The organism is Lactococcus petauri, assembly GCF_002154895.1.
Lineage (GTDB): Bacteria > Bacillota > Bacilli > Lactobacillales > Streptococcaceae > Lactococcus > Lactococcus petauri.
Genome location: NZ_MUIZ01000010.1, coordinates 18,698 through 29,367, shown reverse-complemented (window position 1 = coordinate 29,367; position 10,670 = coordinate 18,698). Strand labels below are relative to the sequence as shown.

General features: G+C 37.8%; 7 protein-coding genes and 1 rRNA gene. 7 read left to right on the top strand and 1 reads right to left on the bottom strand.

Going from position 1 to position 10,670, the window contains the following annotated elements:
* Nucleotides 1-9: 9 nt before the first annotated feature.
* From rrf to BZZ03_RS10805, 3 genes are all read left to right on the top strand, one after another.
* Nucleotides 10-125 (top strand): 5S ribosomal RNA (gene rrf, locus BZZ03_RS10820).
* A 56-nt stretch (nt 126-181) separates the two neighbouring features.
* Nucleotides 182-2,797: a DNA polymerase I gene (gene polA / locus BZZ03_RS10815; protein WP_086583297.1), complete on the top strand. Its 2,616-nt coding sequence runs from the start codon at nt 182-184 to the stop codon at nt 2,795-2,797.
* A 547-nt stretch (nt 2,798-3,344) separates the two neighbouring features.
* On the top strand, nt 3,345-4,523 hold the full coding sequence (locus BZZ03_RS10805) for an MFS transporter (RefSeq protein ID WP_019291575.1): 1,179 nt from the start codon (nt 3,345-3,347) through the stop codon (nt 4,521-4,523).
* A gap of 10 nt (nt 4,524-4,533) precedes the next feature.
* Here the strand turns inward: BZZ03_RS10805 and BZZ03_RS10800 are convergent, their stop codons facing one another.
* Nucleotides 4,534-5,268, bottom strand: coding sequence for a DUF975 family protein (locus BZZ03_RS10800; RefSeq protein ID WP_019292988.1), 735 nt, complete (start codon nt 5,266-5,268; stop codon nt 4,534-4,536).
* A gap of 134 nt (nt 5,269-5,402) precedes the next feature.
* On the opposite strand from BZZ03_RS10800, the gene tgt reads away from it, so the two are divergent.
* From tgt to BZZ03_RS10775, 4 genes are all read left to right on the top strand, one after another.
* On the top strand, nt 5,403-6,551 hold the full coding sequence (tgt, locus tag BZZ03_RS10795; protein WP_003133524.1) for a tRNA guanosine(34) transglycosylase Tgt: 1,149 nt from the start codon (nt 5,403-5,405) through the stop codon (nt 6,549-6,551).
* A gap of 106 nt (nt 6,552-6,657) precedes the next feature.
* Entirely contained in the window at nt 6,658-8,625 is a 1,968-nt protein-coding gene (locus tag BZZ03_RS10790; protein WP_086583296.1) for an alpha-amylase family glycosyl hydrolase, read from the top strand.
* A gap of 84 nt (nt 8,626-8,709) precedes the next feature.
* The gene (locus tag BZZ03_RS10785) at nt 8,710-9,459 is read left to right on the top strand and encodes a tRNA1(Val) (adenine(37)-N6)-methyltransferase (protein WP_019291572.1); all 750 of its coding nucleotides are present in this window, start codon (nt 8,710-8,712) and stop codon (nt 9,457-9,459) included.
* Nucleotides 9,460-9,617: 158 nt separating this feature from the next.
* Nucleotides 9,618-10,667: a BMP family lipoprotein gene (locus BZZ03_RS10775; RefSeq protein WP_019335274.1), complete on the top strand. Its 1,050-nt coding sequence runs from the start codon at nt 9,618-9,620 to the stop codon at nt 10,665-10,667.
* Nucleotides 10,668-10,670: the final 3 nt, after the last annotated feature.

Sequence of the window (10,670 nt, the reverse complement as noted above, 5' to 3'; positions counted from 1 at the left end):
AGACCATGATTTGGTATTCATTGCATAGGAGATACACCTGTTCCCATGTCGAACACAGAAGTTAAGTCCTATTACGCCGGAAGTAGTTGGGGGTTGCCCCCTGCGAGATAGGGTAAATGCCAAGTGAAGTAAAGAAGCTAAGGCTTCTTTTTTTTTATAAATTTAAGGTATAATAGGAGTTATGGAAAACAAGAAAAATAAATTACTGCTTATTGATGGTTCTTCATTAGCATTCAGGGCTTTTTTCGCCCTCTATAATCAAGTAGATCGTTTTGTGGCTCCGAGTGGCTTACATACCAATGCGATATATGGCTTTCATCTTATGCTTAATAATTTGGTCGAAAGATTAGAACCTAATCATGTTCTGATTGCATTTGATGCAGGAAAAACAACCTTTAGAACGGAAATGTTTTCTGCTTACAAAGATGGGCGAGCACGTACACCAGATGAATTCCGCGAACAATTGCCTTTTATTAAGGAGCTGATTGAAAAGTTAGGCTATAATCATTATGAGCTTAAAAACTATGAAGCAGATGACATTATTGGTACTTTAGATAAAATGGCTGAACTCCCTGAAGCTGGCGATTATGATGTTACAATCGTAACTGGGGATAAGGATTTGATTCAGTTAGTGGACTCAAATACGACAGTCGAAATTTCGAAAAAAGGTGTGGCTGAGTTTGAAAGCTTTACACCGGCTTATTTATTGGAAAAAACGGGCTTAACGCCACAACAGTTTATTGATCTTAAAGGTTTGATGGGTGATAGCTCGGATAATTATCCAGGTGTAACAAAAGTCGGCGAAAAGACGGCTATGAAGTTGCTTCAAGAGTGGGGATCTATTGATAATCTCTATGAGAATATTGATTCACTTAAGAAAAGTAAGATGAAGGAAAATCTTATTGCTGACCGTGAAATGGCCTTTTTATCTCGTACTCTTGCAACGATTGATACAAAATCTCCGATTGAAATTGATCTTGCTGATACTTTGATTAAGCCTGTGGATGCAGCAGAATTGATCAAGTTTTATGATGAGATGGGATTTGCGCAATTCAAAGCCAAACTTGAAACGGCAGAAGCAGATGAAGTTACGCTTAGTTTTGAAGTTGTGGAAGATGCAACAGATATTTTAGTGGACAAAGATGATTTCTTTTATATTGAAATTTTAAATGAGAATTACCACAAAGAAGAAATTATTGGTTTTGCTTGGGGAAATGAAGAAAAAGTTTTTGTATCAAAGAATACAGAACTCCTAAAGAATTTCCCTTTTCCTGAAAATACATATGATTTTAAGAAAAATAAAGTTTTGCTTCATCGCTTAGGTATTGAACTACCGATAGCCAAGTATGACAGTATGTTAGCTAAATATCTTATTTCTACAACAGAAGATAATAAGGTTGAAACTATTGGTCGATTATTTGCTAACAAGTATATATCTACTGATGAAGAAGTTTACGGCAAAGGAGCAAAACGTCGTATTCCTGAAGATGAAATTCTTTTCAAACATTTGGCAGGTAAAATTCATGTCTTGGCTACAACGAAAGCGGTAATGATTCAAAATCTCGAGGAAAATGAACAATATCATCTTTTGACAGAAATGGAACTTCCCTTGGCCAACGTGTTAGCTAAAATGGAAATAGCAGGAATAGCTGCTGAAGTGAGCACCTTAGAAGAAATTGGTGCGGCAAATCAGAAGATGATTGCTGATTTAACTGAAAAAATTTATGAACTTGCAGGTGAAGAATTTAATATTAATTCGCCTAAGCAACTTGGAGTCATTCTTTTTGAAAAATTACAGTTGCCGCATGGGAAAAAAACAAAGACAGGCTATTCAACAGCAGCAGATATTTTAGAAAACTTGGCTCAAGACTATGAACTAGTAGCCAAAATACTCGAATATCGTCAAATATCAAAAATTCAATCCACTTACGTGCAAGGGTTGATTCCGCAAATAGCTGAAGATGGTCGTATCCATACACGATATGTTCAAGATTTAACGCAAACAGGTCGTCTCTCCTCGATTGATCCAAATCTGCAGAATATTCCAGTACGCCTAGAAGCTGGACGCTTGATTCGTAAAGCTTTTGTCGCAGCTGAAGATAATATTCTTTTGAGTTCCGACTATTCGCAAATTGAACTTCGGGTTTTGGCACATATGTCTAAAGATGAACATCTTATTGATGCTTTTAATCATGGTGCTGACATTCATAGCAGTACAGCAATGCGTGTTTTCAACATAGACAAGCCTGAAAATGTTACGCCTAACGATCGTCGCAATGCGAAAGCTGTCAATTTTGGTATCTCCTATGGAGAAACAGAATACGGACTCGCTAAACGCTTGAGTATTTCCAATAAGGAAGCAGCAGAGATGATCCAAGCTTACTTTGAGCGTTATCCTGGAGTTGCCAATTATATAGCGGAAACAAAACGTGAAGCCAAGGATAAAGGCTATGTAAGCACGATGTTTAATCGCCGGCGTAAACTGCCAGAAATCAATAATCGCAACTTTATGGTGCGACAAGGTGCAGAACGTCAAGCAATTAATGCCCCGATTCAAGGGTCAGCCGGAGATATCTTGAAAATTGCCATGATTAATCTTGATGCAGCATTGTCAGAAGGCAAGTTTAAAGCCAAATTATTGCTACAAGTTCACGATGAGATTATTCTTGAAGTACCTAAGGAAGAACTTACGGCGGTTCAAAACTTGGTGAAACAAACTATGGAATCTGCAGTAGAGTTAAATGTTCCCTTACTTGCAGATGAAAATACGGGCGACAGCTGGTATGAAGCAAAATAAATTTTTAAAAATAGAAAAAAACACTCTCTAACAATAGAGAGTATTTTTTAGTAGTTTTGACTGCTTACCGTACGAATTAACCAGATGAAGAAGGCAATAATCGCTAGTGTGAAAAGGAAATGAGTATTGAAGAAGAGAAAGAGCCCGCCCAGAAAAAGTTTTGCAAGGAAGATAAAAAGAAGCAATGGCAAGATGAATTTAACAAAGCCCTTGAGAAATAGATAAGTGCATAGAATAAAGAATAATAAGAATAGCATAGTCGTTAACCCTCTCGATTAATTTATATCTTTATTATAACATTCTAAAATCTAGGGACAATCAGTCTTTCGAATGAATTCTAAAGCTCTTCATTGCTGTTCGTAAAACTTATGTAGACGAACAGGTGAGGCAAATGTGAAGCTTCAGGAAATTAAAATAGGCAGAAAAATGATATAATAATATGTAACTAAAATTAAGCTATAATCAAAAAATGCTAGGATAAGCTCTCGGAAACGGGAGTTTTCCTGCTTTTTATTTGATTGATAGCGGATACAAGTGAAGGAGAAAAATGAAAAAAGAAAAGTTATGGACGCCAAGTTTTATTATTAATATGCTACTCAATTTTATATATTATTTAGTATTTTATATTCCAACGATTGTTATTGGTACACATGCGATGGCAAAGTATAATGCTTCTGCGGGTACAGCCGGAATTTTGACAGGTCTTTTCATTGTAGGTAGCTTATTTGCACGTCTTTGGGCGGGGAACAACATTGCAAAATGGGGTGTTAAGAAAATGCTCTTTATGGGAACAAGCATTTATTTGCTCTTTGGTTTGGTATACTATCTTGTACCAAGTGTTGAGAGCTTGCTCGTTCTTCGTTTCCTACATGGTATTGGTTTTGGTATAGCAACAACAGCTTCAGGGACTTTAGCAGGAGCAACGGTTCCTTCTTCTCGGCGAGGGGAAGGTATCGGTTATTATGCTTTATCGGTAACGATGTCTTCAGCTATCGGTCCTTTCCTCTCCATGTTTCTTTATGGTAAATATGGTTTTACACTCTTAATTCATCTTTCAAATGTGCTCTTGCTACTTGCACTTATTGGTATCTTCTTTATTAAAGCGCCTCATACAACTGTAGCTAGTTCAGAAAGTATTAAGAAGAAATTTTCTTGGTCAAATTATTTTGAAAAGAAAGCTGTTTCTATTTCTGTAATAGGGATGCTGATAGGTATTGCTTATTCAAGTATTTTGGCATTTATGAATACTTATTCCTCAGAAATTGGGCTTGCAACAGCTGGATCCCTGTTCTTCCTTATTTATGCCTTAGCAATATTGGTTTCACGCCCTGTAACTGGTCGTATCTTTGATATCAAGGGTGATAATTATGTGATGTACCCTGTCTTTATCTTTTTTGCAATTGGCTTGGTACTGATCGGTTGGGCACAGTCTTCAATCATTCTACTGGTGGCAGCTATTTTTATTGGACTGGGTTATGGTTCATTTTCACCTTTTGGTCAAGCTATTGCAATACGTAGCTCAGGCGTTGATCGTTTAGGTGTAGCCACATCGACATTTTTTGGCTTTTTAGATATGGGTGTAGGTTTTGGTCCTTTCATCATGGGGCTTCTCGTTCCATTTTTAGGTTATCGTAATTTGTATTATGCATCAGCAATATTTATCGTTTTAATCATTGTTATCTATTATTTCACCCATGGGAAAAAAGTAAAAAAAGAAGCTCAGTAAGAGCTTCTTTTTAATATGCAGTTTGATTCATGTTTCTCTTCGTATCGATTAAGTTTTGATAATAAGCGATAGTAGACATTTCGATATATGGGGTTGTCCAGAATTTAGCAAGACCTAAAGTAATACCTGAGAGGATATACCATAAGATGAAGCTCAACAAGAAGAGGAAATAATCCCCACGTGAGCCACGCATTACTTGAGCAGAGGCATTGAGCACGCCCCAAATACCAGTATAAGTCCCAGATTCTAATTGGTCAAAAAGAATGTAATCTTTTTGTGACCAACCTAGGCCAAGATAGATAGCAAAAGGGATACCAATAATCGTCACTGTTAAAAGACCAATGAGGAGTGCAGTCACTAAGTGAAGAACAAATATTTTTGTCCAACTGCCGTCTTTAAAAGGAGTAAAGACATTTTTAAAGCGTGGATTTTCTCTTTCGCCACGGTATATTTTAATGTAGTTGAAACGCGCACCCACAGTGATAACATCTATAATGACCGAAATCATGAGGCCAATCAGCCCGCCGATAAGTATTCCTATGAGTATAGAAAGTAATAGTCCTGTTGTAATAGTATTGGCATCAAAATTATTGACTGTATCCATATTGGAATTATAATTTGATTGGTAAGTCATGTTTGTTGAGATAATTCCCCAGAAAATTGGAATTAAGAACAAACGTAATTTGGCACCAAAGTTTTCTCTCAGAGCATCCTTAGCTCTTTCTTTTAAATCTTTAAACTTCATAGTATCCTCCATTTCTTAGAATACCATAAAAGACGGGGCTTCACAACCAAAAACTTTTAGAGAAAGGAGGTTATAGACTGGCTGGGCAAAATCAAAGAAATTTGGTATACTTGTAGAAGTTTAAAGGAGTTTACATGACTGAACATGCAATAAAATACAGACTGATTAAAAAAGAAAAACATACAGGCGCGCGTCTCGGTGAAATTATAACGCCACATGGGACTTTTCCAACACCGATGTTCATGCCTGTAGGAACACAAGCCACGGTTAAGACACAATCCCCAGAAGAACTTAAAGAGATGGGTTCTGGGATTATTCTTGCCAACACCTATCATTTGTGGCTTCGACCAGGCGATGAGCTTGTTGCTCAAGCAGGCGGCTTGCACAAATTTATGAACTGGGATCAGCCTATTTTAACAGATAGTGGTGGCTTTCAAGTCTATTCTTTAGTACAAAACAAGAAAAATATCAGTGAAGAGGGTGTTAAGTTTAAAAGCCATCTCGACGGTCGCGAACTTTTCCTCAATCCAGAAAAAGCGATTTCTATCCAAAATAATTTAGGTTCTGATATCATGATGAGCTTTGATGAATGTCCACCTTTCTATCAACCTTATGATTACGTCAAAGCTTCTGTGGAACGTACATCCCGCTGGGCAGAGCGTGGCCTAAAAGCGCATCAACGCCCACATGATCAAGGACTTTTTGGTATCGTGCAAGGTGCGGGCTTTGAAGATTTACGCCGCCAATCTGCGCGTGATCTCGTCAGCATGGATTTCCCTGGTTATTCTATTGGCGGACTTGCTGTAGGTGAGTCTCACGCTGAGATGAATGCCGTACTTGACTTTACAACACCGCTTTTACCAGAAGATAAACCACGTTATTTGATGGGTGTTGGTGCACCTGATAGTTTGATTGACGGCGTCATTCGTGGTGTAGACATGTTTGACTGTGTGCTCCCCACACGTATTGCTCGTAATGGTACCGCAATGACAAGTTTCGGCCGTGTGAATATTAAAAATGCCAAATATGAGCTTGACTTCACACCTCTTGATCCAGAATGTGATTGCTATTGCTGCTCAAACTACACCCGTGCTTACTTGCGTCATTTATTCAAGGCTGACGAAACTTTTGGTCTGCGCCTTTTAAGCTACCATAATTTACATTTCTTGATTAACTTGATGACAAATGTTCGTCAAGCTATCATGGATGATAATCTTCTAGAATTCAGAGAAGATTTTTGTGAAAAATACGGCTATAATAAGCCAAATGCTAAGAACTTTTAAAAATAAAAAACAGAGAAAATTTACGTTTTCTCTGTTTTTGTTTAAATCCCTCATAAAAATATAATCCAACATCTAAAAATGGTAAAATAAGGGAAAGATTGTCACCATGATTAAGAGGAGGTTTCTCAGAATGTTAAATATTTTGCAGTATGATCCATACCTAGAACCATATAAGGAGGACTTATCCTACCGCTTATTTGAATTTTCAAGAACGAAGAAGAGATTGCTAGGAATGGAGGGGAAACTTACAGATTTTGCCAATGGTCATAAATATTTTGGCTTTCAACAAGAAAAAGAGTATTGGACTTTCCGTGAATGGGCGCCTTATGCTGAAAAAGCTTTTTTAGTAGGGGACTTTAACGATTGGACAGACAAACATGAACTAAAGGCAGCTTATGGTGGTGTATGGGAAATAGCTGTACCAGGAGATTTACCACTTGGTTCCAAGGTAAAGGTTAAACTTGTTATCAACGGAGTTGAAGTTTATAGAGTGCCTTCTTATGCGCTCTATGCTGTTCAAAATGAACATTTCGAACTGGACGGTGTGATTGTTGCCCCACAATATCAATTTCAGCATTCTTCGCCTCTCTTAGAAGAGGAAGCACCACTTATTTATGAAGCTCATATTGGAATTTCTAGTGAAGAGCATAAAATAAATACTTATCAAGAGTTTACACGGGATGTTTTACCTCGTATTAAGGCAGCGGGCTATAATACGATTCAGCTTATGGCTATTATGGAGCATCCTTTATATGCAAGCTTTGGTTATCAAGTTTCTAACTTTTTTGCAATATCAAGCCGTTTCGGAAAACCTGAAGATTTGATGGCTTTGATTGATACAGCACATGGGATGGGACTTCGTGTTTTATTGGATGTGGTCCATTCACATGCTGTAAAAAATGTTGGAGACGGTCTGAATCTTTTTGATGGAAGTAGTGATCAGTACTTTCATCAAGGCGCGCGTGGCGAACATGCAGCTTGGAACACAAAGTTGTTTAACTATGGTAAAGATGAAGTTATTCACTTTCTTTTATCTAACCTCAAGTTTTGGTTAGAGACTTATCATTTTGATGGTTTCCGCTTTGATGGGGTCACGAGTATGTTGTATCATCATCATGGACTAGGGACAAGCTTTGATAGTTATAAGAAGTATTTTTCAACAGAGACAGACATTGAAGCAGTTGTTTATCTTATGCTGGCTACTGAACTTGTCCATCAAGTGAATCCACAGGCAACACTGATTGCAGAAGATATGTCAGCCATGCCAGGAATGGCACTTCCTATCTCTGAGGGAGGGATTGGTTTTGACTATCGCCTTTCGATGGGGGTGCCGGATTATTGGATTAAGCAATTTAAAGAAAAATCTGATGAGGACCTTGATTTAATGCAACTTTGGTGGGAATTAACCACACGACGTCCCGGAGAAAAGAACATTGGCTATGTGGAAAGTCATGATCAGGCTTTGGTTGGAGATAAGACGCTCATGATGTGGCTGGCCAATGAAGCAATCTATGATGCGATGGATATCCACAGTGAATCAATGGTGGTTGATCGCGCCGTTGCCTTGCATAAAATAGTACGCGTGATTACCTTTAGTTTAGCCGGAGAAGGCTACCTCAACTTTATGGGAAATGAATTTGGTCATCCAGAGTGGTTGGATTTTCCAAGAGAAGGCAATCATGATAGTTTTCAACATGCTCGTCGTCAATGGTCTCTCGCAGCAAAGGAGCATTTGCGTTACCAATACCTGCTCAAGTTCGATCATGACATGATTGCTTTAGAAAAAAACTATCACTTTTTGAAACAAAGTGATAGCTTGCAACAATACTGGATAAAAAATGAGAATAAGCTTTTAGCTTATCGTAAAGGAAATTTGCTGTTCGTTCTTAATTTCCATCCGACCATGGAACAACGACTCCAGCTCGATGTGCCTAATCCTCCGACATTTCTTCTCGATACAGATGATCGAAAATATGGAGGATTTGGTCCTCGATCAAGCTTTTCTTATCAAAAAGAAACGGGAAAACTTAAACTTTCATTAGCTGCACGCACAGCGATGGTCTTTCAATTGTAAAAGCTAGAGCGAGCATTGTCTCGCTTTTTTTGTCTATCTGCTTTTCATCAAGAATTTTAGAAATGAAAATTGTATAATAGAAGAATGACTAAAATCGAATTAAAAGCTGGTGAACGTATAGATCAAATCGCGGCATCGAATGTCCAGATTATTCAAAGTCGAGAGGTTTTTTCCTTTTCGATTGATGCTATTCTCCTTGCAAGATTTCCACGCCTTCCAAAAAAAGGAAAAATTGTGGATATGTGTGCGGGAAATGGAGCAGTGGGCCTTTTTGCCAGCTCAATGACTAATGCACATATTACAGAAATTGAACTGCAAGAACGTCTAGCAGAAATGGCACAGCGCTCCATTAAACTAAATGGCTTACAAGAACAAATGACTGTTATCAATGATAACTTGAACAAGTCTTTAGACTATATCAATACCTCAACAGTTGATTTAATTTTTTGTAACCCACCATATTTTAAGCTGGATGAAGCGAGCCATATTAATAATAATCACCATTACACACTTGCACGCCATGAGTTAGCGACAAATCTTGATGAAATTTTTGAAACCAGCAAGCGTCTTTTAAAAACAAATGGTCATTTGGCTCTGGTCCATCGTCCCGATCGTTTTTTTGAGATTATAGATAAAATGAGGGCTCATAATCTGATTCCCAAACGCATTCAGTTTGTTTATCCGAAAGCCAATCAAGCAGCAAATATACTACTGATTGATGCGATTAAAGACGGGAAAGCTGGGGGAGAAGTTTTTCTTCCACCTTTGATTGTACACGGAGAGGATGGCGCTTATACAGAAGAAATTCGCAAAATCTATTATGGTAAAGCATAAACGTTTTAAGATTGATTATGCCAGAGATTATCTGGTATTTTTTTATAAGAAAAAATGTAAAATTTTACAAAAAGACGATTTTTACGAGAAAATATTTTCAAAAAATCTATTCTTATGTTATAGTAGGTATCTATTAAATTTTGGGAGAATTTTATTTAATGAATAAACGAATTTTAACACTTGGTGCACTTGCACTTGCCTCCGTAACTATTCTAGCTGGCTGTCGTGGACGTAATAGTGAATCAGCGGGTGCTGCAACAGACTTAAAGGTAGCACTTGTTCCAAGTACAGGTGGGGTAGATGACCGTTCATTTAATCAATCCGCTTGGGAAGGCCTACAAGAGTGGGGCAAGGAAAACGGTTTGTCACAATCAAAAGGTATCAACTACTTTAACGCAAGTGCTGTTTCTGAATATACAACCAACTTTAACTCCGCTGTTTCGGCAGGTTATGGTTTAGTATTCGGTGTTGGATTCGACCTCCAAGAAGCAACATCGCAGGCAGCAAAAAATAATCCTGATACAAAATTTACAATTATTGATTCAGTGATAAAAGATCAAGACAATGTTGCCTCAGCAACTTTCGCAGATCAAGAAGCAGCTTATCTTGCAGGTGTAGCTGCAGCAAAAACCACCAAAACAGATAAAGTTGGTTTTGTAGGCGGGATGCAATCGGATATTATCACTGCATTTGAAAAAGGTTTCACCGCTGGGGTAAAATCAATTAACCCTGATATAAAAATTGAAGTACAGTACGCGGGTACTTTTACTGATGCAGCCAAAGGCAAAACAATAGCTGCAGCAATGTATGGTTCAGGTAATGATGTTATTTATCAAGCAGCAGGTGGTTCTGGTGCCGGTGTCTTTTCTGAAGCTAAAGCTCTTAATGCTACAAAAAATGAAGCAGATAAAGTGTGGGTTATTGGAGTAGACCAAGATCAAGAGTATCTTGGAAATTATAAATCTAAAGACGGAAAAGATTCGAACTTTGTCTTGGCTTCATCTGTTAAAGAAGTTGGTGTTGCTGTAAAAGATATTGCGAACAAAACCAAGGATGGTAAATTTCCTGGCGGACAAGTTCTTAACTACAACCTAAAAAATGGAGGGGTTAGCCTTGCCAAAGACAACTTGTCAGATAAAACTTGGAAAGAAGTTGAAGTAGCAAAACAAAATATTATTGATGGTAAAGTTACAGTACCGGAAAAATAAAAA